Below are 23668 nucleotides of genomic sequence, written 5' to 3'. Positions count from 1 at the left end.
TGTCTAACTTATTAATTTATTAAGAATTGCATGACTGAAAAGAAAAATGAAAAAGTAGAACAGGAAGAACAGCAAATAACTGAAGCTCCTGTTCAGGAAGAAAAAGCGGCTACAGAAAAGCCCGGAGAAGAAACTCCTGAAACAACAGAAACCCCTAAAGCTGAAGAGCCTGTAGAAGCTAAAGAAGAAGAGCAGGCAGCAGAAGCTGAAACAAAAGAAACAGAAGAGGTAAAAAGCGAAGAAGTTGCTGCAGAAGTAAATGAAGAAGCAACGGATGAGCCCAAAGAAGAAGTTAAGGCAGAAGCTGAAGCCGAAACTGAAACAGCCTCTAAAGAAACAGAAGAATTCGATTGGAGCAGCCTTGAAAGCGGAATTGATTCCTATTCTGAAAAACAACGTGCTGATCTGGAAATGATGTATGACAACACGCTGAATACAGTGACCGAAAAAGAGGTACTGGAAGGCACTGTCATCGCTTTGAACAAACGCGAAGTGGTTGTTGACATAGGCTACAAGTCAGATGGTATTGTCAGCCTGAACGAATTCCGCTACAACCCCGAATTAAAAGTAGGGGACAAAGTAGATGTTTACATCGAAAGCCTGGAAGACAAAAAGGGACAGATGATCCTTTCGCACAAAAAAGCGCGTGCTACACGCTCTTGGGAACGTGTGAATGAATCACTCGAAAATGATGAAATAATAAAAGGATATATCAAATGTCGCACAAAAGGCGGTATGATTGTGGATGTCTTCGGTATCGAAGCCTTCCTGCCTGGCTCACAAATTGATGTGAAACCAATTCGCGACTATGATGTATTTGTTGGCAAAACCATGGAGTTCAAAGTCGTTAAGATCAATCATGAATACCGTAACGTGGTAGTTTCTCACAAAGCATTGATTGAAGCGGAACTTGAACAACAGAAAAAAGAGATTATTGCCAAACTTGAAAAAGGCCAGGTACTGGAAGGTACTGTCAAAAATATCACTTCATACGGGGTATTTATGGATCTCGGCGGTGTGGACGGACTTATTCACATTACCGACCTTTCATGGGGACGAATCAATCACCCAACCGAAATTGTGGAACTGGATCAGAAACTGAATGTAGTTATCCTCGACTTCGACGACGACAAAAAACGAATTGCATTGGGTCTAAAACAGTTAACTCCGCACCCATGGGATAAACTGGATGAAACCCTGAAAGTAGGCGACTCAGTAAAAGGCAAAGTGGTTGTACTTGCCGACTACGGTGCATTTGTAGAAATAGCTCCGGGAGTGGAAGGATTAATCCACGTTTCGGAAATGTCATGGAGTCAGCACCTTCGCAGTGCACAGGATTTCCTGAAAGTAGGCGACGAATTGGAAGCAGTCATTCTGACACTCGACCGCGAAGACAGGAAAATGTCGCTGGGTATGAAACAGCTGAAAAACGACCCGTGGGAAAAAATCGAAGAAAACTACGGTGTGGGAACCAAGCACAAAGCTATTGTCCGCAACTTTACCAACTTCGGTGTGTTTGTTGAAATCACAGAAGGAGTGGACGGACTTATCCACATCTCCGATTTAAGCTGGACGAAAAAAATCAAACACCCATCAGAATTCACTTCTATTGGCGAAGAAATCGAAGTGGTAGTGCTCGACATCGACACAGAAAACCGTCGTTTGAGCCTTGGCCATAAACAACTGGAAGAAAATCCATGGGATGTATTTGAAACCATATTCACCACCGATTCCATCCACGAAGGTACCGTTGTAGACCTGATGGACAAAGGTGCTATTGTTGCCCTGCCTTACGGCGTAGAAGGATTTGCAACTCCGCGTCATCTTGTTAAAGAAGACGGAACGCAGGCGAAACAAGATGAGAAACTGGATTTCAAAGTGATTGAGTTCAATAAATCGGCTAAACGGATCATCGTTTCACACTCCAGGGTATTTGAAGATATAAAACGTGCTGAAGATTCATCAAAACGGAAATCGCAAACGCGTTCAACCAAAAAAGCGGTGAAAGCAGTGAACGACAATATCGAAAAAACCACCCTGGGTGACATCTCTGATTTGGCTGCACTGAAATCACAGTTGGAGAAAAAAGAGAAAAAGGAGAAAACAGAAGATAAGGAAAATTAATCCGGATTCGGTTAATATATTTTTAGCCGGAATTTCGTAAATTGTGACATGGCAATCGAAATTCTCAAAAAGGAAGGGTTCTCCCTTGTTAAGGTGAACACCGAAAGGCTCGACACAAATACCGCTCCGGATTTAAAGACAGAGTTTGTAGTGTTGAACAACAATGGTGAAAAAAACATTGTACTCGATATGAGCAAATGTAAATATTGCGATTCATCGGGACTGCGGGCCATTTTAATTGGCAACAGGTTATGTGAAGACACTATCGGTACTTTTATCCTTTGTGGGTTACAGCCCGACGTGGATCACCTGATAAAAATTTCAATGCTTCACACCGTTCTTCTTATTACGAAAACCGTTGATGAAGCCGAGAAGTTGCTAAACAGAAAGAAGGAGATGTAAGTGGAAATGCCTTTTGAGTTAACCATACTGGGAAGCAGTTCCGCCATACCGACTTCTGAAAGATATCCTACCGCCCAGGTACTTAATGTACTTGGGCGGTTTTTTTTGATCGATTGCGGAGAAGGAACACAAATTCAAATCCGCCGGCAAAAAATCGCTTTCGGAAAAATAAAACACATTTTCATTTCTCACCTGCATGGGGATCATTTTTACGGATTAATCGGGTTAATTTCGACCTTTAATCTGCTGGGACTGAAAAACGACATCCACATTTATTCCCCTTCCCAACTAAAAGATGTTATCCAGACCCAACTCGATTTTTTAAAGGGAGAAATGCAGTTCAAAGTGATTTTTCACCCTTTAAATTTTAAAAAGCCTCAACTCATTTTTGAAGACAAAAAAGTGGAAGTGATTTCTTTTCCGCTAAAACACAGCATTAACTGTTGCGGTTTTTTATTCCGCGAAAAGCCGAAAGAGGCCAATATTAAAAAGGAATGTATTGAACAATACCAAATTCCTGTCGCCCAAATCAGGGCGATAAAACAGGGGGCAGACTTTTTAACTGCCGAAGGAGAAGTTGTTCCCAACGCAAAACTAACAACTCCCCCTCCTCCCCCCCGCTCCTACGCTTTTTGTTCTGATACGGCGTTCTACCCCCAGGTAGTTGAAACGATCCAGGGCGTGAATTTGCTTTACCACGAGGCTACCTTCACCGAAGAGCTGCGTGATTGGGCTGAAAGGACTTACCATTCCACCGCTTTAGATGCAGCCAAAACAGCTCAAATGGCACATGCCGGGAAATTAATCATCGGTCATTTTTCAACGCGGTACAAAGAGGTAGAGCCTTTTTTAGAAGAGGCCCAAACGATTTTCAGCAATACAGAGGTTGCCATCGATGGAAAAACCTATTCTGTAAAAAAATAAAAATCATTCCATCTCTGCCGTCTCAAGAAAGCTTCTGTGAAAATTCACCAGGAACAATTGTTCTACCGGCCGGGTAAAAGCCGTATAAAGCCATCGGTAATATTCCTGATCAAGCATCTCTTCCACCAGATAACCATGATCGACAAAAACAGCTTTCCATTGTCCGCCCTGCGCTTTATGACAGGTTAGAGCATAAGCATACTTAACCTGAAGCGCATTAAAATGGGAGTTCTCCTTAATCTTTTTCCAGCGCTTTTGTTTATTTCCGATTTCAGCATAATCTTCCGAAACGGCCTCGAAAAGCTGCCGGTTTTTTTCATAGGAAAAGGAAGCAGATTCAATGGAGAGGGTATCCAGAAAAATCTTACAGTCGAGTTCCACATCCTCATAATCCACAAACCGGAGGCAAACGTCAGCAAAACGAAAACCATACAATTCTTCATACCCGTAAATGGAAATCACCTCGGCAATATCTCCGTTGGCAATAAAATCGATTCCTTCATCCTCTCCAGCCCAATAGTAGTTATTTTTTACCACCATCAGCAAATCACCTTTTTCAATTTCATTTTCCCGGTAAAGAATCGCCCCTCTGATTCCTTTATTGTACAAATTCGCCCTTTTGTTCGAACGGGTAACAATAGTGGTCTCAAAAAGTCCGTATTGCCCGTAACACGAAGAGATACGCTCAATCAGGTCTTCCCCCGAAATTTGGATAACATCGTCGAGCAAATCCATTTTCAATGGAAAAAAACCGGATTGGTTCCCCTGTTCAATCCGTTGCCTTATTTGTGTTGCACAGGATAAAATTCCGGAATCGGAAGCCTGCCTGACGACCTCCGTCAACACATACTCATCTACTTCAAAACCATGCATTCTCAGGGTATCTGCCTCTAAAGCCGGGCTTATACTCAATCCTACAGGCGGAAGCTGGGCTGTGTCACCAACCATCACCAACCGGCAATTAAATCCGGAATAGACATATTCCAGCAAATCGTCCAGTAGCCTTCCGGTTCCAAAAACCGAATTTTCATTGCTTTCATTGGAAATCATGGAAGCCTCGTCCACCACAAACCATGTATTTTTATGAAGGTTCCTGTCGAGGACAAACCGGCCCATTCCATCGGCAGACGACTGTTGCCGGTATATTTTTTTATGAATGGTAAAAGCCGTCATTCCGGCATATCCCGCCATTACCTTGGCAGCCCTGCCAGTGGGGGCCATCAGAACAGTCTGTATTTTAAGTGATTTAAGTGTTTGTACCAGGGTATTGATCATGGTTGTCTTCCCGGTTCCGGCAAAACCTTTTACCAGTAATATTTTATCCTGGTTTTCCGACGTAATAAATCCGGATAAACCTTCGATTAACTCTGACTGGCACACAGTTGGAGCAAAAGGTAAATTCTGCTCTAATAAAGTCTTTAAATGATTTTTAATCATGCCTGCTAAAATAACAAAGAGCAAAGGAAGGTAATTTATTTTTTTTTATAATTTTGCAAGCAATCGACGATAATCTTATTAAAACGATAAAGATGAGAACCATTATTCAGATTTTGCTTGTTATTGTTGCGATAGGTTTAACCTATCTTATTTACCAGGGCATCCAGCATCCGATTGACTTCGAAAAAACAAAAACGGATCGTTACGATGTAACTATTCAAAGGCTGAAAGACATTCGGAAAGCCCAATTGGCGTATAAAGATGTTTACGGCCGGTTTACAGGAGACTGGGACACCCTGATACATTTTGTAGAATACGATTCTGTTAGAAACGTAAGAAAAGTTGGAGAACTGACAGACAGCATGATAGAGGCTGGGTTAACGGAAAGAAAAGCCTTGCGCATGGGATTGATTATCCGCGACACGATTAAAAACAGTGTTAAGGAAAGTCTGTTTGAAAGCTCTTTCAAACCAAAAGATTTGAAATACGTGCCGCTCTCTGATACGGTTGCTGAATTTATGCTGGGATCCAATGTTATTACTACCGGTTCCGGAATTAAAGTTCCCGTATTCGAGGCCAAAGCGCATAACAATGTTATTTTAAGGGGTCTTGACAGGCAATATGTAATCAACCTGAACGAACAAAGCAGGTTGAATGAAAAATATCCCGGGCTGAAAGTGGGATCACTTACCGAAACCGTTAACAATGCCGGTAACTGGGAGTAATCCGAAATGGTTGACCCGATTAAAGATCTGAAATTCGATTTTAGCCAAACTGAAAAATATATACTATCCATCCAGGTCAGCCTGGATGGATTTTCTTTTTCTGTTGTTCATCCGGATGAAAACCGTCTGCTGGTTTTAGAGAATTTCCCTGTCACCATTAGTTCTCCAAATTTTCTGGCACGTCGTTTCACTGAGTGGTATGAATCACACGAACTGATTCAAAAAAAATATGCTAAAACCCTCATCTTACTTCTCACGGATAAATTTTCCCTGATTCCCGGAGAATGGTATCATTACGAAAACCAAACCGAAATTTTCAGCCTGGTTTTCGGAAAAGAAAGCAGTTATCCGGTTAAGGATAATTACATTCCTGCCATTAACGGAAATTTGCTTTTCCCGGTACCTGATTCATTTTCGAAAGTAATCGGCAAGATATTTCCCGGACACTCCCTGTTGCATCCGGTTACCCTTCTGATTCAGAAACTGCAAAAAAGGGCAGAAAAGGGCAGTCACACCCTGGCATTGCTTTTTGGAAAAAAAAGTTTCTGCCTGTTGCTCTACGCTCAAGGAAAGTTGCAGGCAGCCAACAGTTTTGATTTTTTCCATACAAACGATGTTATCTACTATGTACTCTCCTTACTAAAACAACAAGGCATTAGTGTAAAAGAGACTGAGCTGCTACTAACAGGTGAAATCCTTCCTGACGGAGAACTTTATTCCGGTCTTTCCAACTATTTCAGCAACACCTCCTTCCTCTCGCCGGAAATAAATTTTGATACGAACACTTTTACGGAGCCTCTGCACCGCTTTTTTACGTTACCCTGAATATGCGAATAGTTGGAGGCAAATACAAAGGAAGAATTTTTACACCGAACAAAAAGTTTTCGGCGCGGCCAACCACTGATCTTGCCAAGGAGGCATTATTTAATATCCTGACAAACAGTTATCATTTTTCAGAAATGAAGGTGCTGGATCTGTTTTCCGGAACCGGGAGTATTGGCTATGAATTTATCAGCCGCGGAGCAGAAGCAGTGACTCTTGTCGAAAAAAATCCAGGTCATGTGCGCTTCATACATGATGTGGTGGAGAAACTTGGCATAACCAATGCACAGATTGTTCGCGATGACGTTTTCCGGTTTCTGAAATATTGCCGGCAGGATTTCGACATTATTTTTGCTGATCCTCCTTTTGATGCCCCCTGGCTCGACAAAATCCCGGCTGCAGTTTTCGAAGCAAATGTTCTCCGTGAAGGGGGACTGTTAATTTTGGAACACCCCAAAAGTTATGAATTCACCAAATGGCCAAACTTTGCAGAACTTCGCCAATACGGAAAAGTCAATTTCAGTTTTTTCCGCTAATCTCTTTTGAATTTTATGCCTGCCCCTCATGGAAAGGCCATCTGTATTCATTCAAACACACAAAAGATAGCTTTCGTCTCTTTTGCGATCTTCTCAGGTTGCGTACTTGATTAAAGAATAAAGCTACTAATCCTGCTTCCTTTTAATGCTGCAACCAATCGGTTTTGTTTCAGCAATAGCCACATTCTCCCCTTTGGCAATACTGGAAATAGCATCTTTCAGATACGCCTGTTTTACGGCATCGGCGCTCTTGTAATTGTCGTCGATAGCTCCTTTGTAAACCAACTCCATGCGGCTGTCAAACAAGAATACATGCGGCGTGGTTTGCCCTCCAAAGGCATTGGCAATTTTGCTTTCCTTATCCACCACATAGTAAAAATTATAATTCTTCTCACGGGCACGCTTCTGCATTTCCTCATAAGAGTCAACTCCGTCGCGATTTTTATAATTGGAATTCAAAACAATCATTCCCACATTATTCTTATCTGCCCATTTCTTAATTTCAGGGAAGCGGCTTTCCCATTGCTGAACAAACGGGCAGGTATTGCTTGAAAACATTACCAGAAGTCCGTTTTCTTTGGCTACGTCAGCCAGGGAAACTTTTTCTCCTGAAACATCCAGCATTTTCACATCGGAGTGGGTTACTTTTCCCCCTATTTCAAGCGTGCCGGTACCGGCGACTGCCGGGAAAAAGGCAACAACCATCAAAAAAACAAACCATCTTTTCATAGCTCATCATTTAAAAATTTATACTAAAAAATACCTTCCTCCATCAAATAAAAAACATTTCCTTAAAAAAAATGTTCATAGATATACAATAGCAAATTTTTTGATTCTTAATTGGTTAAAAAGAAATATGAAGATTGATGCCGTAAGAAATGAGTACAACTTTCCGGGAATTTCCCGGAGAAATATTGCGAAAAACCCTTTCGAACAATTCGAGAAATGGATGGAAGATGTTCTTGATTCGGAAGAAAAAGAACCCACTGCCATAACATTGTCAACGCTGGGCAGCGACGGGTTTCCCCGTTCGCGAATTGTTTTACTCAAATTTTTTGATGAAAACGGTTTTGTTTTCTTTACGAACTACAACAGCGAAAAAGGAAAGGCAATAGAGGAAAACCAGGCTGTTGGGCTCCACTTTTACTGGTCGTCGTTTGAGCGGCAAATTCATATTTCAGGGTTTGCGGAAAAAACAAGCAGGGAGATCTCGGAAAAATATTTCCACTCAAGGCCGGTTGAAAGCCAGATTAGTGCCTGGGCCTCCGAACAAAGTGAAGTCATTCCTTCGAGGGAATACCTGGAAAAGCGATTCGCAAAATTCAGCAAGCAGTTTGATGGTGAACGTCCTCCCCTTCCCCCGGATTGGGGAGGCTACCGGGTTGTTCCGCAAAAAATAGAATTCTGGCAGGGACGTGTCAACCGGCTCCACGATCGTATTTTGTATGAAAAGACTGAAAATGGCTGGGATATAAAAAGGCTGGCTCCCTGAATTTTCTTATTCAAAATCGAGTTTGAACTTTTGTTTGAGCAACTCCAGGCGGGGATTTTTCTTCAGCATCTCCATGTATTTTTCCGAATCGGTATAAATAAGTTTTTCCTTTTCGACTTCTGTTATCCGGGTAATCAAGTGGATTTTGGAGTTTCTCAGTTCTTTTCGTAACCACGAAATCAATTCCGGCTTAATGCTGTTTATCAGATCATCCTGTACCGAATTATCAATCTCCAGCACCAGTTGATACCCATCTTCTATTTTGGGAGTCCTTGAAAGAGTTGATTTAAGATTCGGGCGATCATCAAGCCGTATCAGAAATTCATCCCACTTCATTTTAAGCGCTTCAGGAGTAAAATCTCTCGTTTCACCAACACTGGTATAGATTTCGTGTTGTTCTTTAGCTGACAGCTTTTCTTCGCTGAATTTCCCGGCAAGAGCATCTTTAATGGAAGGACTTTTGGCTCCGCGCGAAAGCCTCCTTACAGGCTTTTTTACCGGCGCATCAACCGGAGGTGATTTCTTTTGTTCTGCGTCTTTTTTGGGCGCTTCAGAAGGGGGTTGATCCAAAAATATAGGTTCCAGAATATCGTCGGGACCAGTGTTGTCAGCTATTTTTTTTTTAAGGTCAGCTGCGCTATCCGTACAATTGCCAGTTCTACCAGCAGCCGCTTATTTTGGCTCATTTTGTACTGCATGTCGCACTCATTACTTATTTCCAGCGCTTTTAGTAAAAAGTCATTTTCACAAGAAGCCGCCTGTACTTTATAACGATCTTTAATTTCTCCACTCACCTCAAGTAACTGCACCGTAACCGGATCTTTACAAACCAACAGGTTACGTAAATGGCTGCTCAGTCCGTTTATAAAATGATGTCCGTCGAAGCCGTGATTTAAAATGTCATCAAAAATCATCAGGGAATCAGGCACTTCATTCTTCACAAAATGTTCTACCAGTCTGAAATAATAATCGTAATCCAGCACATTAAGGTTTGAAATAACATCCTGATAGGTAATGTCCTTCCCTGAAAAACTAACAATCTGGTCGAAAATGGAAAGGGCATCACGCATAGCTCCATCAGCCTTTTGGGCAATAATATTCAGTGCTTCCTTTTCTGCCGTTACCCCTTCATTTTTAGCTACGTACTCCAGGTGCCCGGCTATATCGGAAATGCCAATCCTGTTAAAATCAAAAATCTGGCAACGAGACAAAATTGTAGGGATAATTTTGTGTTTTTCGGTTGTCGCCAAAATAAAAATAGCATGTTTCGGCGGTTCTTCCAGTGTTTTAAGAAAAGCGTTAAAAGCCTGTGATGAAAGCATGTGTACCTCATCAATAATATAAACGCTGTATTTTCCCACCTGCGGGGGAATTCGCACCTGGTCGATAAGCTGCCTGATATCGTCTACCGAGTTGTTGGAAGCGGCATCTAATTCATGAATATTAAACGAACGACTGGTATTAAATGCTTTGCATGATTCACATTCGTTACACGCCTCCACTTCGGGCGAAAGGTTGGAGCAGTTGATTGTTTTGGCAAAAATACGGGCGCAGGTCGTCTTCCCCACCCCACGCGGACCGCAAAACAGGTAAGCATGTGCCAACTGGCTGTTTTTAATGGCATTTTTCAGGGTGGTGGTAATGGACGATTGTGCCACAACCGTGTCAAACGAATCGGGCCTGTATTTTCGCGCTGAAACAATAAAATTTTCCATTTACTCCGTGGTCTTTCTCAATCGACCAAAGATAAACAATTCTGTTTTTTTACCCGGCAAAACTTATCAACAACTACCGATTTTATTACCGGAAAAGCCAAACTTTCATTACATTTCACCTTTATTTTTTTAGATCAGTATGCGAAAACGTTCAATTCTTTTAACGCTTCTCCTGCTGGGCAGTCTTCATGCTTTTACGCAGTTCAGCACATTGCATGATTTCAGCGCTCGTACCATTGACGGCAACCTGTTTGATTTTTCCCTGCTGAAAGGCAAAAAGGTTCTGATTGTAAATACAGCTTCGGAATGTGCCCTGACGCATCAGTTCAAAAAATTGCAAGAGTTATATGAAGAATATGGAGGCGATGATTTTGAAATTATCGGTTTTCCCAGTAATGATTTTGGCAGCCAGGAGCCTGGAAACAATGGGCAAGTCAAAGAATTTTGCACACAAAAATACGGTGTCAGTTTTCTGATGATGGAAAAAATTTCGATTAAAGGCGACAGCATTCATCGAGTTTACAAATGGTTGACAAGCAGCGAACAGAACGGCGTACTTGATGCAAAAGTTATCTGGAATTTTCAAAAATTCCTGGTAGATGAAGAGGGGCATGTAGTTGAGTCGTTATCTCCTGTAACCGGCCCGCAAAACCGGAGGATCCTGGAGTGGCTGCAGGAAGGGAAGTAAATTAAATATTTTTCCGGCTACTAAGAACAGGTCGGGAGGTCTACTCTTGATTTTCATTTTAACGCCTCCTTGTATGTTTTTAACGCCCGCTCTCTGGCCATTTTATGTTCTACCATGGGTTTCGGATAAGAAGGAGTGTTCACTTCCGGCACCCATTTCCGCACATACTGGCCTTCAGGATCAAACTTTTTCTGCTGGCTTTCAGGATTAAAAATCCGAAAATAAGGCGCTGCATCGCAGCCAGTACCGGCAGCCCACTGCCAGTTTCCATTATTTGATGCCAGTTCAAAATCGAGCAACTTTTCAGCAAAATAGGCTTCGCCCCAGCGCCAATCGACAAGCAGGTGTTTGGTTAAAAAACTGGCCGTAACCATCCGTACCCGGTTATGCATAAATCCGGTGGCATTCAGTTCCCGCATTCCGGCATCTACCAGCGGATACCCCGTCTCCCCACAGCACCACCTTTCAAACTCTTTTTCATTATTTCTCCAAGGAATAAAATCGTATTTTGATTTGAATGCCTGATTCTCCACTTGCGGAAAGTGCCATAAAACACTACTAAAAAACTCCCGCCAGATAAGCTCATTCAAAAAAACTTCCGACCATTTCTCTGCTTTCCGGATTAATTCGCGGATACTAACCGTGCCAAACCGTAAATGAACGCCCAACCGGGAAGTTCCGCGTATAGCAGGCAAATTACGTGTCCGGGCATAATTTCGAATAACATCTTCTGTAATTTCCGGTGGCGGAACCACGAGAGAACTTTTTTTAAATCCTAAATCGCTCAGTTTGGGAAATGGGAGCGGGTCAATTTTCAACAACCCTTCCAACCTCTCTTCAGAAGGGAATGAAGAAATTTTCTTCCCGTTTAAAACCTGTTTCCATTTTTTGCTGTAAGGAGTAAAAACAGTGTACGGTTCGCCATTGTCTTTCACTACCTCGCTTTTTTCAAAAATTACCTGGTCTTTAAACAGAAAAAAATCAACACATTCCGACCTAAAAAACCGATCAGTTTTGGCGTCACGTTGCCGGGAATAAGGTTCATAATCTTTATTGGTAAAAACCGCTTCTACCTTTATCCCGCGAAACAATTTTCTGAATGCCGCCAAAGGCTTCCCATGGAATACCCACAGGGAGCTGCCTTTCTTTTCCAATTCCTCCTTCAGTTTCTTAACTTCAGCATATATAAATGACACACGGGCATCGTCTCCGGAAGAAAGTTTCCCGAGGATTTCCGTATCGAAAATAAACACCGGGAGCACAGGTAATCCGGATTTTAATGCCTGCCATAGCCCATGATTATCATGCAACCGCAAATCGCGCCTGAACCAAAAAATGGCTGCTTTATCCATTTTCAAAAACGTATGATTTTTTCTTTCTTTATACTGGTTAAAAGTAAAGATTTAGATTCAAAGGAACGGACAACGGTCTGAAAAATATAAAACAAGGTATGAAAAAAGGATTTGCAAGTGACAACAATTCGGGTGTCCACCCTGCCATTTTTAAGGCGATGGAAGAAGTAAACCACGGGCACGTTATTGGCTATGGCAACGATTCTTACACCGCAAAAGCCATTGAAATATTCAGGGAAAAATTTGGAGAAGATACCGAGGTGTTTTTTGTTTTTAACGGTACCGGTGCCAATGTATTAGGGCTTTCTTCCATCACCCGGAGTTTTCACTCCATCATTTGTGCCGAAACAGCACATATTGAGGAAGACGAATGCGGCGCACCGGAAAAATTTACAGGTTGTAAATTGCTGCCAACAGAGCCCGTAAATGGCAAGCTTACACCGGAATCTATTCAACATCACCTGAAAGGATTCAACTTTGAACACCATTCCCAACCACGGGTCATTTCGGTTTCGCAGGCAACTGAAATGGGAACCGTTTACACACCGGCCGAAATCAGGGCACTGGCCGACCTTGCACACCAACACAACATGTTCCTGCACATTGATGGCGCCCGGATTGCCAACGCCGCCGTAACATTAAACATGGATTTCAAATCCTTTACCAAAGATTGCGGCGTGGATGTACTTTCCTTTGGCGGCACAAAAAACGGAATGATGATGGGTGAAGCGGTATTGTTTTTTAATCAGGAACTCACTACAGAAACCAAATACCTGCGCAAACAAAGTATGCAACTCTATTCTAAAATGCGGTTTGTGGGGGCACAGTTTCAGGCCTATTTCAAAGATGACTTGTGGAAAGAAACAGCCTCTCACTCCAACAGAATGGCAAAACTGCTGGAGGCTGAAGTAGCAAAAATTCCGGGCATAAAAATCACCCAACCCGTAGAAGCTAACGGAGTATTTGCCCGGGTTCCGCAAGAAATTATCGAACCATTGCAGGAGCATTTTTTCTTCTATATATGGAACGAAAAAGAATCGGAGGTACGCTGGATGACTTCATTCGACACCACTGAAAGGGAAATCTATGAGTTTGTAGAATTAATAAAAACACTTGTTTCAGGTTAAATTGCATTATTTGCAATTTGTCATGTATCCTAAAAAAACTAATTTAGCACCCCTTTAATAAACCGACATAAAACAATAATATAAAAATGCGGATCAAACTGCACTGGCAAATACTGATTGCTCTTATTCTGGCTGTACTTTTCGGGTATTTTGTTCCCCAGGGGGTTAAATATGTCTCGTGGATGGGAAATATTTTCCTGCGGGCATTAACCATGGTAATTATTCCACTTATTTTCAGTTCCATCATTAGTGGTGTTACCAGCATGGGCGACGGTAAAAACCTGGGCAGACTGGGTATAAAGACGTTATTTTATTACATATTTACCAGTACGCTTGCTATTTTAACCGGGTTGACCGTTGTAAACCTCATAAAACCCGGTGTTGGGGTGGATCTGGGATTTTCCAAATCAGTAGAAGGACTGGCCGATCAGGCTGGTTCGGTAAAAGATATTTTTTACAGGCTTATTCCTGATAATATTATTGGTTCAATGGCGCAGGGAGAAATTCTTCCTGTAATATTTTTTGCTATTCTTTTTGGCTATTTTATTACACGGGTAGAAAAAAAACACAGGCAATCATTAAGCACCTTTTTCGATGCAGTTTTCGATGTGATGATGAAAATCACTCTCTTTATTATTAAGTTCACACCGCTGGGAATCTTTGGAATTGTTTCTGCTGAAGTCCACAGGAATTCGGATGATCTGGCAAGTGTTGCAGGCAGTCTGGCCATTTACAGCCTGTGTGTGGTTGTTGCACTACTTATTCATGCATTGATTTCTCTTCCCCTCATTGTACGTTTTATCGGGAAAGCAAAACCCTATGCCCATTTGAAAAATATGACGGTTCCTCTACTCACTGCATTTTCCACCTCATCTTCGAGCGCTACACTACCGCTCACGATGGATGCACTGGAAAATAACAGTGGAGTGTCCAATAAAGTATCCAGCTTTACCCTTCCTTTGGGAGCCACCATAAATATGGACGGCACGGCACTGTACGAATGCGTGGCTGCCATATTTATTGCGCAGGCCTACAGCATAGATCTTACCTTTGGGCAACAGGCTCTGGTGGTGGTAACAGCACTGCTTGCTTCCATTGGGGCCGCCGGTATTCCCATGGCAGGCCTCGTAATGATTACAGTTGTGCTAACAGCTGTGGGACTTCCTTTAGAAGGAATCGGACTTATCCTTGCCGTAGATCGTATCCTCGATATGCTGCGAACTTCTGTTAATGTATGGAGCGACAGCTGCGGTGCCGTAATCATTGCGCGTTCGGAAAATGAAAAAACAAATGTAGCAGCTAGCTGACACTGAGATTACCCCGAAGAGATGGAACAAAAATAAAATTATAAATGACTAACGTTTTTAATTATGGTAGGAAGAATTTTTAAGCTTTTCATTTTACTTGTTGTTTTAGTTAACCTTTCTGGTTGTAAAAAGCAAAAAAACGATATCATTTACGACCGAAAGTACATTGATGAAATAAAGGCAGCCCGAAAAGATGTTGCTTTTTTCCTTACGCAAAATTTTGTACCGGGAGCAACCGTTGCCATTGCTAAAGAGGGAAAAATACTTTATTCTGAAGGACTTGGACTTGCATCGAAAGATCTGGAGAGTCCCGCAACCCGATCCACCAAATTCAGGATTGGTGAAATTTCGGAACTGTTTACTGCATTCATCTACCAAAAAATGGTTGAAGAGGGGACATTACATCCGGACTCCGCCGTCTGGCACTATTTTCCCGATTTTCCGGAGAAGCGGTTCAACCTTTCCCTTAAACATCTTGTTAACCAAACTTCAGGTATCAGAAATCCAAGAGAGACAGAAAGAGATTGGCGTGCCCTGAATACCAGCCTCATAAAAGGCATTGATATTTTCAAGGATGATTCGCTTGCTGTTCCCCCCGGCATATACCAGGTTCCAAATCTTTTTAATTACAATTTGCTGGGTGCTGTGATGGAAAAAGTTTCCGGAAAACATTTTCCTAAAATATTAGAGGAATATGTGACTGACACCCTGAAGCTGGAAAACACTTTGCCGGATAATCCGCTGATTCCCATCATAGGGCGATCTGATTTTTTCGATCACAATTACATTTCGCAGGTAATAAATGCAACCACAAGGGATATGCGTTTCAAGACTCCTTCAGAGGGACTGCTTTCCAATGCGGAAGATTTGGTCAAATTTGGAAATGCCCTCCTTTATTCCGATTACCTCTCCGAAGAACTAAAAAAAAGACTCTTCGAACCCGTGATGTTGCAAAACAATATGCCGGCACAAATGACCAATGGCTGGATGACTTTGGCGGACAGAGAGGGCCGGAAGATATTCGGTAAAGCCGGCAATGTTACCGGAGGTGGAGCCATACTCATTATTTACCCTGAAGAAAAGTTAGTAATTGCCTGCGCGGCAAATTTAGGTATCCTCTCCGAAGATTTTCCTGTATTTAAGATTGCTGAATATTTTTTACCCGCCGTTGAAACAAACGAAACAAAGACATCAGAAGATAAGGAGGGGGACAAGGAATAGGGAGCATAAATTAATACAACTTCGGAATTTATTGTACACGTGGGCGAAGGTTTACTTAAAAAGTTCTATATTAGTTCATTAAACTAAAATTTATGGAAACCCTGATTTTGTTGGGAGTTTTGCTTGGACTGGCTGGAGGAGTGGTCGGCACAACCTGGTTTTTTAAAAAACGGAGTGTTCAGGGCACACAGGTTCAGTCAACAATACTGCTCGACAAAATCAGGCATGTTTGTAAGCTTATCACTGTAGAAGGCGAATTTTCAGAAGTTTTTTCCCATCGCGACGGGAAAAGCATTTTTTTTAAGTTGCTTCAACTGGAGAAAAAAGCGCTGCTGATTGTAAAAGCAAAAGTGCTCATCGGTTTCGACCTGGCAAAAATCCATATCGAAATGCAACCGGGGAAAAAGCGGGTTAAACTTTCACATTTCCCCAAACCCGAAATTTTAAGCATGGACACTGATTTGGAATATTACGATGTACAAAAAGGAATTATCAATAAATTTTCGGAACTGGACCTGACCAACATGAATAAAAAATCGAAAGAGTTTATTCGCGACAAAATCGAACGTAGTTACCTTTTTGACATTACCCGGAACCAGGCTGCCGACACCATTGCCATAATAAGACAACTTATAGAATCGGTCGGATGGGAACTGGTCGCAGAGGATATTGCATTGCCTCATCACCCCGAAAAAAAGAAAAACACAACTGAAAAATAGCAGGTTTTAGCTTTCCGAAAAAAGCGATTCCACAAACTCACGCCTCCTGAAAATCTGGAGGTGTTCCATTTTTTCTCCAATTCCAATGTATTTTACGGGAATTTTAAACTGATCTGAAATACCAATTACCACTCCCCCCTTTGCAGTTCCGTCAAGTTTGGTAAGGGCCAGCGACGTTACTTCTGTGGCTTTGGTAAACTGTTTGGCCTGTTCAAAAGCATTCTGTCCGGTAGAACCATCGAGGATAAGCAGTACTTCGTGAGGCGCTCCCGGAACAATGCGCGACATCACTTTTTTAATTTTTGCCAGCTCATTCATCAGGTTTACCTTATTGTGTAACCTTCCGGCCGTATCAATAATTACCACATCGGCATCGTTGGATTTGGCAGACGACAGAGAATCGTAAGCAACCGAAGCCGGATCGGCACCCATTTTTTGTTTTACAATGGGAACATCTACCCTTTTTGCCCAAATCTCGAGCTGTTCAATGGCAGCTGCACGGAATGTATCCGCTGCGCCAAGGTAAACCTTTTTCCCGGCTTGTTTAAACTGGTAGGCGAGTTTCCCGATGGTAGTTGTTTTTCCCACGCCATTCACCCCAACCACCATAATAACATAAGGCTTTTCCGTATCCGGAAGATCGAAGTCAGATACATCGCCCGAATTGTTTTCTTCCAGCAATGCGGCAATTTCTTCTTTTAATATTTGATTGAGTTCATCAACCCCAAGATACTTGTCGCGGGCCACCCGTTCTTCAATCCGTTCAATAATTTTCAGGGTTGTTTCCACCCCCACATCCGAAGTAATCAGCACCTCTTCCAGGTTATCGAGTACTTCATCATCCACCTTTGACTTGCCCACAACAGCCCGTCCCAGCTTTTTAAAAACACTTTCCTTTGTTTTTGACAGGCCTTTGTCGAGGTTCTCCTTTTTACTTTTGGTAAAACTTCCGAATATTCCCATTGAATCTTAATTTGTGGTGGCTAAAATTAACAATATTTTCGGTAACTGAATGTGGGGGAAACCGGACACAAAAAAAGCTTCCATGGTTGATGAAAGCTTCCTTTGATTTCGGTATTTACATTACCTATTGTTTTTGAAAATAATCTTTTACCTCATCGTTGGTAACCACTTCCTCCTTGAACGTGTAGGCTCCGGTCTCAGGTGATTTGACCATTTTAATTACTTTAGAATGGCCTTTCCCCGCACCTTTTTGTAATGTTGCAACTGCTTTCTTTGCCATAATTCAAATTCTTTATTTAATTTCTTTATGAACAGTAACTTTTTTCAAAATGGGGTTGTACTTTTTCATTTCCAACCTGTCAGGTGTATTTTTCCTGTTTTTGGTCGTAATATACCGTGAAGTACCCGGCATACCACTGTCTTTATGCTCGGTGCATTCTAAAATAACCTGAATCCTGTTGCCTTTTCCTTTTTTAGCCATTACGCGGTATCTTTAAATTTTTTCGATAAATCCTTTTTCTTTTGCTTCCTGAATGGCGGCTACGACGCCCTTTTTATTAATAGTGCGAATACCGGATGCTGAAACGGTCAACTGAACCCAGCGTTTTTCATTCGGAAGATAAAACTTTTTCCGAAACAGGTTAACGTTAAACTTCCTTTTAACCCTGCGCTTTGAGTGAGAGACATTGTTTCCCACCATCGCTCTTTTCCCTGTTATTTGGCAAACTCGTGACATTTTTATATAATTTCTTGATGTACAAACAAACGCATTATTTTTACGGCTTGCAAAGAAAATACTTTTTTAATAAATAATCAAGCCGTTCACCAAGTTTTTAAGGAAACATTTAACATTACTATGCTAATTTACAGTTTCGGGCGAAACTATTCGCCTTTTGGTGAACCGCAAATATACATTGAAAATTGCAGACCATCCTGAATTCTAACGCAAAAGGCATTATTTATTAGCAATAAGGAAAAATTGTGTTTGGGGGCCGGAAACTTAGTTCAACCAGTCATTTACTGATTGTTTGAACTGAACAAAGTCTTTTTGAACTTCGTTTTTTAATTCAGAAAGACCTTCTCCTGCATCTTCGCTCCACCTATCCAACTTCTGATTTAATTGCCGAGCTTCTGCCAAAAGGGTATGGGCTATTTCATCCACCTCTTTGTTGACATCCTCACCGGCGGCTTCCATCTCCTCGCTAAACTCTTCCATTGTCGCCTCAAAGGTTTCAAGCTCGGCCTCCAGTTTTTCGGCAAATGCAGGGTCAGTCTCAGAAATCTGGCTCAACCTATTCCCGAAGTTTTCAACTTCCTGTTCCACTTTTTCTTCGATACTTTCTTCGCTCCCTTTCTTTTTTTGCTGTTGACAAGAGAATAATATCCCGGTCAGCAAAATGGCAGTCAGGGTAAAAAGAATACTAAACTTTGTTTTCATAACTTTCATTGTTTTCATTCCATGCTACTGATAAAAAAACTGTTCCAAAAAAAGAAAAACCCCGAACAAAGAACACAAAAACACTACATAACAGACCATTACCGCTTCACATATTCAAAAATAGCCTAACACCGAAAGTGTTGAATTTGCCCGTCAGTTGTAGAATTAATCAACAATCCGCAGAGAAATCAGTCACAAAAAATTACTCTTCCCGGTAAAATTTAGTTGCGTCGCTAAAATGAATATTATAGTGGACAAATTTTGTGTTTATTTGCACCTACTATTTAATATCAGGCAATGGATTACCTTTTAATTGGCTTTGGAATCATTTTTATTATTGGAGGAATTCTGGGGGGTGTACTTCCGGTTCTTCCCGGGCCTCCACTGAGTTATATTGGCTTGTTGCTGCTGCATTTTACAGAGAGATACCACTTCTCTCCCCGGTTTTTAATTATATGGGGTATTATTACCGTGGTTGTTTATCTGCTTGATTATGCCATACCAGTATGGGGCACCAAACGTTTCGGAGGAAGCAAACGGGGCGTTTGGGGAAGCATCATCGGACTGATTATCGGGCTGTTCTTTTTTCCGCCTTTTGGAATTGTTGTGGGGCCATTTGTGGGGGCGGTGGCAGGAGAACTCACCGCAGGCAAAGATTCCGGCGCCGCATTAAAATCCGGTTTTGGCTCTTTCATAGGCTTTTTAGCAGGTACGCTGATGAAACTGATAGTTTCCGGACTAATGGCCTGGCACTTTGGAAAGGAGCTTTTTATGGGCTGAAACGAAGCCAATGTTCCCGGGGAAAAATTACGACATCCTGGTTATCAGAAAAGCCCGGACTGACAGCTACCATTTATCTTCCATCAGGCATTTATAACCATGTGAGCGACCCAAAAATACTGGCCACTACCGGCCACTGAAGAAACAAATGGAGATATAACAGATTGTAAGGATTGGCTCCGGAGGATAACCTCTCCGGCTGAAATTTTAACGCCGGGATGCAATAAGACACCCCGGCGCATTCATTTTTTTTTATAATCGGAAACTACTGGCTAACCTACAGGTAGCCTATTATTTTATCCATCCTGAGGGAAACATCCTTCAGGTGTTCCCGGTCGCCTCCACTGACTTCGGCAGTCAACCATCCTCCCTGGTGATTGATTTCACGGACTGCTTTCATCACTTCAGGCCAGTTGTTGTCGCCTTCAAGCAGCTTCACTTTAAATCCTTCCCAAAGACCTTCCTCATTCATCAACTTTCGGCTGTATTCTTTAATATGGAGCTTCATAATGCGCCTGTTCAGCGTTTTTATCCAATGCTCGGGCCAGCCGTAGCGCAGGATATTGCCTATGTCAAAATACCAGCCTACCAACGGGTGGTTGATTTCATCCACAAAACGTTTGGCCTCCACCGGACTGATCAAAAAGTTGTTCCATACATTTTCAAGGGCAATCTGTATTCCGGTTTCTTCGGCATACGGAATTAATTCCCTCACTGAATCAAGCGCCGTATTGTAGGCCTGCTCGTAACTCACCTTTTCATTCACAACTCCCGGAACCAATAAAACGGTATCCCCGCCAAAGTCTTTCACATCCTGCAACGATTGGGCAACCGATTTTATGCACTCTTTCCGCACCGCCGGATCGGGATCGGTAAGTGGTTTTTTCCAGTGGTCGCTGTTTACCACACTGGGAAGTTCAATGCCTGATTTCTCCTTTGCCGCAAGAATTTCTGACTTGTCCATGTCGGTGGGACTGTTCAGCTCAATTCCGTCAAATCCCAGATCCCTGACCAGTTTAAATTTGTCAACCAGCGGTAAATCCTCTTTTATCATTCCAAACCCCAAACTTTTTTTCAGGGTCACCTTTGCCGCAGAAGGAGTACTTCCCCGGGCTGCTGAGGCGGAAAACGGGGTAGCCACTGCCGCGGCCCCCGCCATCAAACCTGCCGATTTAATAAAGTTTTTCCTGTTCATAATCATATCCTTATTTAAATTTGTCTACTCCCGGAATGGCAACAGGAAGATCATAGTCCGTTTTCCAGGATATATTTCCGGGGAACAGCTCTTCCATTGACGAAAGGGCCTGTTCGTAGGAAATTGTCTGTCCCGTATAAGCGGCCATTCGCCCTGCCATAGCCAGCAGGTTGGAACGTGTCATCCATTCACCGTCATTCATCGGCTTTCCTGCCCGGATGGAGGCAAACAACTCATCGTGTTCCTGTTGATACATATTCTTTACTTTCGACTTTTTATATGCATTTTCGTCCGTAAATTTAGTACTATCATCGTATCTCCAGGGATTTTCACCTTTTATTTCGTGCAATCCTGTTCTGCAGTCTACCACACACTTTCCTTCCGATCCAACAAGCTCAACAGCATACGAAGGGCTCGTTCCTGTTTGCTGACGGCAAAGGAAATAGGCTTTCATACCATTTGAGTACTCATAGGTAACTGCAAAATGGTCGTAAACATTACCGTATTTTTTATCGGTCCGTTTTTGCCGGCCACCTGTTCCGCTCACTTTCACAGGGGCTTCATCGCCCATGGCCCATGAAAGCATATCAATACTGTGGATGGCTTGTTCAATTATATGGTCTCCTGAAAGCCAGTTATAATACAACCAGTTACGCAGCTTATATTCCATATCAGACCACCCTTTCTGCCGCTCTTTGTACCACAGTTCTCCTGTATTGTAGGTGGCTTCGGCTGCCAGAACATTGCCGATCTGGCCATCCAGTACGCGGCTGAATGTTTCACGTTTTGGAATATGGTATCTCCAGCAGAAGCCGGAAACCAATGACAATTGTTTATCCTTTGCTTTCCGCGCTGCCAGCATTACCCGGCGCAATCCCGGGGCATCCACGGCAAATGGCTTTTCTGCGAAAATATGCTTCCCGGCATCCACCGCTGCTTCAAGATGTTCCGGACGGAAAGCCGGTGGCGTAGCCAACAAAACAACATCTACATCCGAGTCAATCAATTTTTGAAAGGCATCCAGTCCAACAAATTTCTTACTGTTTTCAACTTGTACCTTTTCGCCAAATTTTTGTTTTAAACTTTCATAGGATTTTTCCAAGTGGTCGGAAAAAGCATCGGCCATGGCCGTAAGCACTACGTTTGGATCGGCGTTAAGTGCCTGTTCTGCGGCACCTGTTCCACGACCACCACATCCAATAAGCCCCACCTTTAAGGTGTCGCTGTTGGCTGCCCAAACAGCATTGGATGAAATTACTGTTCCCACGGTTGCCAGTCCGGCAATCTTCGAGAATTGTCTTCTTGATAAGTCCATATTGTTTTAGAATTTATTGTTAAAAATCTCAATAATACAAATTATAGTTCTTTTAATTCAATATTTCTCCATAACACTTTTATTCCTCCCCCGGAATGAATCTGTAATGCGATTCGCCCTACGGCATCTCCAATCTTTTCATCCTTCAAATTGACCATTTGCATGTCGTTTAGCCAGGTAGTAATCTCATCACCAACGACTTTTATCCGCATCGTATTCCAGTCATTTTCTTTCAATATGTTTTCCTTTTCATCCGGGATTTGTTCCAGCCATCCTCTTCCATAAGATTCGTAAATTCCGCCCGTATCATGATTTTTAGGTGCTACTTCAACCTGCCAGCCGGCTATTTTTGTCCCTTCAATTATTGAACGAATAAAAACACCGCTGTTCCCGTCAGCTTCCTGTTTAAATTCGAGTGTTAAGTCAAAATCCTTATAGTATCTTTCGGTTCCCAGGTAACCATACTCTTCGTCAGGGCCGCTTTCGCAAATCAAAAGGCCATTTTCAGCCCACCATTTTTCAGTACCAAATATTCTCCACCCGGTTAAATCATGACCGTTGAAAAGGCTAACTTTCTCCTTTTCCTTCTCAGGCAATGATTTTATCTTAATATTTTTGAACCAAAACTTGGCACCATGATCCTGGAGACAAATATGTCCGACAGGCGACAAGCCATATTCAGGCATCTTTTCCCATTTTCCACTGTCTCTTTTTTTATACCAATCCGGAGTCCAGGCTTCAAACTCAAGAATCTTTTCTCCGTTCAGCCAATGTTCTACGTGACCATTATCAAAAATAATTTTGCTGTTATTCCATTTTCCAGCGGGGTTTAATTTCTTTTTGTTTAAATCGGGCAGGTGCATGGCATAATCACATCCCGTTTTTTGCCATTCTTCCAATGTTCCGTCAAACCCTTCTTCATCAATAAACTGATATTCGGGTCCGGTTAAATAAGGCGCAATGAGATTTTCGCCTTCCAGTACATGGTACATTAAACCGCTATTCCCTCCTTTTCCTGCTTTCCAGTCAATGGAGATTTCAAAATTGTCATATTGTTTTTTTGTGATGATATCGCCCCCAATATCTCCTCCCTGTCCGAGAGCGACAAGACATTCATCTTCCACCACCCATCCGGTGACTGCTCCACCGTTATACATTTTCCAGCTGTCCAAAGATTGCCCATCGAAAAGCAGTTCCCAACCTTCTGCTTTCTCCTTTTCCGTAAGTGTATTATTGTTCCGGGCACAAGAAGAGATCAGCATTGTACCCAGCAACAGATATATTAGATTGTAATTCATATTTATTGGTTTTTGGCCCGAAATTAATTCTTATTTCGAATTCAACACACCTATTGTAATCTTTTGTTCTAAACAAAACTTCGATGAG

Annotated in this window: 26 protein-coding genes; 13 read left to right on the top strand and 13 right to left on the bottom strand. The window is 42.2% G+C overall.

Annotated features, from left to right (window positions below; translation table 11 throughout):
• Positions 1-30: 30 nt before the first annotated feature.
• From rpsA to D1164_RS18705, 3 genes are read left to right on the top strand one after another with little or no spacing between them, the layout of a single operon-like run.
• The gene (gene rpsA, locus D1164_RS18715) at positions 31-2124 is read left to right on the top strand and encodes a 30S ribosomal protein S1 (protein WP_119351430.1); all 2094 of its coding nucleotides are present in this window, start codon (positions 31-33) and stop codon (positions 2122-2124) included.
• A 48-nt stretch (positions 2125-2172) separates the two neighbouring features.
• On the top strand, positions 2173-2526 hold the full coding sequence (locus tag D1164_RS18710) for an STAS domain-containing protein (protein WP_119351429.1): 354 nt from the start codon (positions 2173-2175) through the stop codon (positions 2524-2526).
• Between the two features lie 6 nt (positions 2527-2532).
• Complete coding sequence (locus tag D1164_RS18705) at positions 2533-3450, top strand: ribonuclease Z (RefSeq protein WP_119351476.1); 918 nt, start codon at positions 2533-2535, stop codon at positions 3448-3450.
• A 3-nt stretch (positions 3451-3453) separates the two neighbouring features.
• Here D1164_RS18705 and D1164_RS18700 read toward each other — a convergent pair whose 3' ends face one another.
• On the bottom strand, positions 3454-4887 hold the full coding sequence (locus D1164_RS18700; RefSeq protein ID WP_119351428.1) for an ATP-dependent DNA helicase: 1434 nt from the start codon (positions 4885-4887) through the stop codon (positions 3454-3456).
• Positions 4888-4979: 92 nt separating this feature from the next.
• On the opposite strand from D1164_RS18700, the gene D1164_RS18695 reads away from it, so the two are divergent.
• From D1164_RS18695 to rsmD, 3 genes are read left to right on the top strand one after another with little or no spacing between them, the layout of a single operon-like run.
• Positions 4980-5612 (top strand): hypothetical protein, encoded by a 633-nt coding sequence (locus D1164_RS18695; protein ID WP_119351475.1) that lies wholly within the window; start codon positions 4980-4982, stop codon positions 5610-5612.
• A 6-nt stretch (positions 5613-5618) separates the two neighbouring features.
• Positions 5619-6437, top strand: coding sequence for a DUF3822 family protein (locus D1164_RS18690; protein WP_119351427.1), 819 nt, complete (start codon positions 5619-5621; stop codon positions 6435-6437).
• 2 nt (positions 6438-6439) lie between these two features.
• The gene (gene rsmD, locus D1164_RS18685) at positions 6440-6970 is read left to right on the top strand and encodes a 16S rRNA (guanine(966)-N(2))-methyltransferase RsmD (RefSeq protein ID WP_119351426.1); all 531 of its coding nucleotides are present in this window, start codon (positions 6440-6442) and stop codon (positions 6968-6970) included.
• 126 nt (positions 6971-7096) lie between these two features.
• On the opposite strand, the gene D1164_RS18680 is transcribed toward rsmD, so the two are convergent.
• Complete coding sequence (locus tag D1164_RS18680) at positions 7097-7699, bottom strand: thioredoxin family protein (protein WP_119351425.1); 603 nt, start codon at positions 7697-7699, stop codon at positions 7097-7099.
• A gap of 127 nt (positions 7700-7826) precedes the next feature.
• Here D1164_RS18680 and pdxH point away from each other — a divergent pair, with 127 nt between their 5' ends.
• Positions 7827-8462 carry a pyridoxamine 5'-phosphate oxidase gene (gene pdxH / locus D1164_RS18675; RefSeq protein ID WP_119351424.1) on the top strand — a complete coding sequence of 212 codons (636 nt, stop codon included), beginning with the start codon at positions 7827-7829 and terminating at the stop codon, positions 8460-8462.
• 6 nt (positions 8463-8468) lie between these two features.
• Here pdxH and D1164_RS18670 read toward each other — a convergent pair whose 3' ends face one another.
• Together D1164_RS18670 and D1164_RS18665 are read right to left on the bottom strand one after the other, a co-directional pair.
• Positions 8469-9032 (bottom strand): hypothetical protein, encoded by a 564-nt coding sequence (locus tag D1164_RS18670; protein WP_119351423.1) that lies wholly within the window; start codon positions 9030-9032, stop codon positions 8469-8471.
• A gap of 41 nt (positions 9033-9073) precedes the next feature.
• A complete protein-coding gene (locus tag D1164_RS18665) occupies positions 9074-10177 on the bottom strand; it encodes a DNA polymerase III subunit gamma/tau (protein ID WP_119351422.1) in 1104 nt (367 codons plus the stop codon).
• 139 nt (positions 10178-10316) lie between these two features.
• On the opposite strand from D1164_RS18665, the gene D1164_RS18660 reads away from it, so the two are divergent.
• Positions 10317-10865: a glutathione peroxidase gene (locus tag D1164_RS18660; RefSeq protein WP_119351421.1), complete on the top strand. Its 549-nt coding sequence runs from the start codon at positions 10317-10319 to the stop codon at positions 10863-10865.
• 53 nt (positions 10866-10918) lie between these two features.
• Here the strand turns inward: D1164_RS18660 and D1164_RS18655 are convergent, their stop codons facing one another.
• Positions 10919-12217 carry a cryptochrome/photolyase family protein gene (locus D1164_RS18655; protein WP_119351420.1) on the bottom strand — a complete coding sequence of 433 codons (1299 nt, stop codon included), beginning with the start codon at positions 12215-12217 and terminating at the stop codon, positions 10919-10921.
• 98 nt (positions 12218-12315) lie between these two features.
• Here D1164_RS18655 and D1164_RS18650 point away from each other — a divergent pair, with 98 nt between their 5' ends.
• From D1164_RS18650 to D1164_RS18635, 4 genes are all read left to right on the top strand, one after another.
• A complete protein-coding gene (locus tag D1164_RS18650; protein WP_119351419.1) occupies positions 12316-13344 on the top strand; it encodes a threonine aldolase family protein in 1029 nt (342 codons plus the stop codon).
• 86 nt (positions 13345-13430) lie between these two features.
• Positions 13431-14651 (top strand): dicarboxylate/amino acid:cation symporter, encoded by a 1221-nt coding sequence (locus D1164_RS18645; RefSeq protein WP_119351418.1) that lies wholly within the window; start codon positions 13431-13433, stop codon positions 14649-14651.
• A 63-nt stretch (positions 14652-14714) separates the two neighbouring features.
• Positions 14715-15872: a serine hydrolase domain-containing protein gene (locus D1164_RS18640; protein WP_119351417.1), complete on the top strand. Its 1158-nt coding sequence runs from the start codon at positions 14715-14717 to the stop codon at positions 15870-15872.
• Between the two features lie 92 nt (positions 15873-15964).
• A complete protein-coding gene (locus D1164_RS18635; RefSeq protein ID WP_119351416.1) occupies positions 15965-16591 on the top strand; it encodes a DUF4230 domain-containing protein in 627 nt (208 codons plus the stop codon).
• Positions 16592-16597: 6 nt separating this feature from the next.
• Here D1164_RS18635 and ftsY read toward each other — a convergent pair whose 3' ends face one another.
• From ftsY to D1164_RS18610, 5 genes are all read right to left on the bottom strand, one after another.
• Positions 16598-17554 (bottom strand): signal recognition particle-docking protein FtsY, encoded by a 957-nt coding sequence (gene ftsY, locus D1164_RS18630; protein WP_119351415.1) that lies wholly within the window; start codon positions 17552-17554, stop codon positions 16598-16600.
• Between the two features lie 124 nt (positions 17555-17678).
• A complete protein-coding gene (locus tag D1164_RS18625; RefSeq protein ID WP_119351414.1) occupies positions 17679-17834 on the bottom strand; it encodes a DUF4295 domain-containing protein in 156 nt (51 codons plus the stop codon).
• Between the two features lie 12 nt (positions 17835-17846).
• A complete protein-coding gene (gene rpmG, locus D1164_RS18620; RefSeq protein WP_073003146.1) occupies positions 17847-18035 on the bottom strand; it encodes a 50S ribosomal protein L33 in 189 nt (62 codons plus the stop codon).
• Between the two features lie 12 nt (positions 18036-18047).
• Positions 18048-18290, bottom strand: a complete 243-nt coding sequence (gene rpmB / locus D1164_RS18615; protein ID WP_119351413.1) for a 50S ribosomal protein L28 — start codon at positions 18288-18290, stop codon at positions 18048-18050.
• 264 nt (positions 18291-18554) lie between these two features.
• On the bottom strand, positions 18555-18992 hold the full coding sequence (locus D1164_RS18610; RefSeq protein ID WP_147372229.1) for a hypothetical protein: 438 nt from the start codon (positions 18990-18992) through the stop codon (positions 18555-18557).
• Between the two features lie 297 nt (positions 18993-19289).
• On the opposite strand from D1164_RS18610, the gene D1164_RS18605 reads away from it, so the two are divergent.
• Positions 19290-19772 (top strand): DUF456 domain-containing protein, encoded by a 483-nt coding sequence (locus tag D1164_RS18605; RefSeq protein ID WP_119351411.1) that lies wholly within the window; start codon positions 19290-19292, stop codon positions 19770-19772.
• Between the two features lie 277 nt (positions 19773-20049).
• On the opposite strand, the gene D1164_RS18600 is transcribed toward D1164_RS18605, so the two are convergent.
• Genes D1164_RS18600 through D1164_RS18590 form a run of 3 tightly spaced genes read right to left on the bottom strand, consistent with a single transcriptional unit; the run spans position 20050 to position 23580 of the window.
• Positions 20050-20967, bottom strand: a complete 918-nt coding sequence (locus D1164_RS18600; RefSeq protein WP_119351410.1) for a sugar phosphate isomerase/epimerase family protein — start codon at positions 20965-20967, stop codon at positions 20050-20052.
• Positions 20968-20977: 10 nt separating this feature from the next.
• Positions 20978-22282, bottom strand: coding sequence for a Gfo/Idh/MocA family protein (locus tag D1164_RS18595; protein WP_119351409.1), 1305 nt, complete (start codon positions 22280-22282; stop codon positions 20978-20980).
• A 41-nt stretch (positions 22283-22323) separates the two neighbouring features.
• Complete coding sequence (locus D1164_RS18590) at positions 22324-23580, bottom strand: 3-keto-disaccharide hydrolase (RefSeq protein ID WP_119351408.1); 1257 nt, start codon at positions 23578-23580, stop codon at positions 22324-22326.
• Between the last annotated feature and the right edge of the window lie 88 nt (positions 23581-23668).

This window comes from Mariniphaga sediminis (assembly GCF_003573545.1).
GTDB classification, from domain to species: Bacteria; Bacteroidota; Bacteroidia; order Bacteroidales; family Prolixibacteraceae; genus Mariniphaga; species Mariniphaga sediminis.
This window is presented reverse-complemented; position numbering and strand designations above follow the sequence as displayed.

What these genes read in the sequence shown, in the direction of transcription:
- pdxH (WP_119351424.1), top strand. Translation starts at nt 7,827, where the DNA reads ATGAAGATTGATGCCGTAAGAAATGAGTACAACTTTCCGGGAATTTCC.
- D1164_RS18635 (WP_119351416.1), top strand. Translation starts at nt 15,965, where the DNA reads ATGGAAACCCTGATTTTGTTGGGAGTTTTGCTTGGACTGGCTGGAGGA.
- D1164_RS18610 (WP_147372229.1), bottom strand. Translation starts at nt 18,992, where the DNA reads ATGAAAACAAAGTTTAGTATTCTTTTTACCCTGACTGCCATTTTGCTG.
- D1164_RS18700 (WP_119351428.1), bottom strand. Translation starts at nt 4,887, where the DNA reads ATGATTAAAAATCATTTAAAGACTTTATTAGAGCAGAATTTACCTTTT.
- D1164_RS18690 (WP_119351427.1), top strand. Translation starts at nt 5,619, where the DNA reads ATGGTTGACCCGATTAAAGATCTGAAATTCGATTTTAGCCAAACTGAA.
- D1164_RS18655 (WP_119351420.1), bottom strand. Translation starts at nt 12,217, where the DNA reads ATGGATAAAGCAGCCATTTTTTGGTTCAGGCGCGATTTGCGGTTGCAT.
- D1164_RS18640 (WP_119351417.1), top strand. Translation starts at nt 14,715, where the DNA reads ATGGTAGGAAGAATTTTTAAGCTTTTCATTTTACTTGTTGTTTTAGTT.
- D1164_RS18665 (WP_119351422.1), bottom strand. Translation starts at nt 10,177, where the DNA reads ATGGAAAATTTTATTGTTTCAGCGCGAAAATACAGGCCCGATTCGTTT.
- D1164_RS18710 (WP_119351429.1), top strand. Translation starts at nt 2,173, where the DNA reads ATGGCAATCGAAATTCTCAAAAAGGAAGGGTTCTCCCTTGTTAAGGTG.
- D1164_RS18590 (WP_119351408.1), bottom strand. Translation starts at nt 23,580, where the DNA reads ATGAATTACAATCTAATATATCTGTTGCTGGGTACAATGCTGATCTCT.
- rsmD (WP_119351426.1), top strand. Translation starts at nt 6,440, where the DNA reads ATGCGAATAGTTGGAGGCAAATACAAAGGAAGAATTTTTACACCGAAC.
- D1164_RS18645 (WP_119351418.1), top strand. Translation starts at nt 13,431, where the DNA reads ATGCGGATCAAACTGCACTGGCAAATACTGATTGCTCTTATTCTGGCT.
- D1164_RS18595 (WP_119351409.1), bottom strand. Translation starts at nt 22,282, where the DNA reads ATGGACTTATCAAGAAGACAATTCTCGAAGATTGCCGGACTGGCAACC.
- D1164_RS18600 (WP_119351410.1), bottom strand. Translation starts at nt 20,967, where the DNA reads ATGAACAGGAAAAACTTTATTAAATCGGCAGGTTTGATGGCGGGGGCC.
- D1164_RS18680 (WP_119351425.1), bottom strand. Translation starts at nt 7,699, where the DNA reads ATGAAAAGATGGTTTGTTTTTTTGATGGTTGTTGCCTTTTTCCCGGCA.
- rpsA (WP_119351430.1), top strand. Translation starts at nt 31, where the DNA reads ATGACTGAAAAGAAAAATGAAAAAGTAGAACAGGAAGAACAGCAAATA.
- D1164_RS18605 (WP_119351411.1), top strand. Translation starts at nt 19,290, where the DNA reads ATGGATTACCTTTTAATTGGCTTTGGAATCATTTTTATTATTGGAGGA.
- ftsY (WP_119351415.1), bottom strand. Translation starts at nt 17,554, where the DNA reads ATGGGAATATTCGGAAGTTTTACCAAAAGTAAAAAGGAGAACCTCGAC.
- D1164_RS18695 (WP_119351475.1), top strand. Translation starts at nt 4,980, where the DNA reads ATGAGAACCATTATTCAGATTTTGCTTGTTATTGTTGCGATAGGTTTA.
- rpmG (WP_073003146.1), bottom strand. Translation starts at nt 18,035, where the DNA reads ATGGCTAAAAAAGGAAAAGGCAACAGGATTCAGGTTATTTTAGAATGC.
- rpmB (WP_119351413.1), bottom strand. Translation starts at nt 18,290, where the DNA reads ATGTCACGAGTTTGCCAAATAACAGGGAAAAGAGCGATGGTGGGAAAC.
- D1164_RS18705 (WP_119351476.1), top strand. Translation starts at nt 2,533, where the DNA reads ATGCCTTTTGAGTTAACCATACTGGGAAGCAGTTCCGCCATACCGACT.
- D1164_RS18650 (WP_119351419.1), top strand. Translation starts at nt 12,316, where the DNA reads ATGAAAAAAGGATTTGCAAGTGACAACAATTCGGGTGTCCACCCTGCC.
- D1164_RS18660 (WP_119351421.1), top strand. Translation starts at nt 10,317, where the DNA reads ATGCGAAAACGTTCAATTCTTTTAACGCTTCTCCTGCTGGGCAGTCTT.
- D1164_RS18625 (WP_119351414.1), bottom strand. Translation starts at nt 17,834, where the DNA reads ATGGCAAAGAAAGCAGTTGCAACATTACAAAAAGGTGCGGGGAAAGGC.